This is a genomic window from Pseudomonas sp. SIMBA_068 (genome assembly GCF_046534705.1).
GTDB lineage: Bacteria > Pseudomonadota > Gammaproteobacteria > Pseudomonadales > Pseudomonadaceae > Aquipseudomonas > Aquipseudomonas putida.
This window is the reverse complement of record NZ_JAWRYI010000273.1, coordinates 1-301: the sequence shown is the minus strand read 5'-3', so window position 1 is coordinate 301 and position 301 is coordinate 1. Positions and strand designations below refer to the sequence as shown.

At 54.5% G+C, this 301-nt stretch carries 1 protein-coding gene; it reads left to right on the top strand.

Features of this window, described 5'->3' with window-relative positions:
- On the top strand, positions 1-264 hold a 264-nt coding region (locus tag SB756_RS29160), incomplete at its 5' end, for a GNAT family N-acetyltransferase (RefSeq protein WP_410913012.1).
- Positions 265-301: the final 37 nt, after the last annotated feature.

The following is a 301-nucleotide window of genomic DNA, read 5'->3' as shown; positions in this document are numbered from 1 at the left end:
CGTCAGGCGGAGGTGGGCTATATGCTGCTGCATCGTCACTGCGGTCAGGGGTATGGCAGCGAAGCCCTGGCGGCGCTGTGTCAGTTTTTGCTTGAAGCCGATTTCCACAAACTCAAAGCGATGGTGATTGAAGGGAACTGGGCGTCACGCCGTATTCTGGAGAAAAACGGCTTTCAGCTGGAGGGCACGCTACGGGATAATTATCTGCTGAACGGCTGCTGGGTGAACGATTGGCTGCTGGGGCGGCTGAATCCGCAAAAATAAAAATATTTTCCGCCACCCTCGACAAAATGATCCTCGC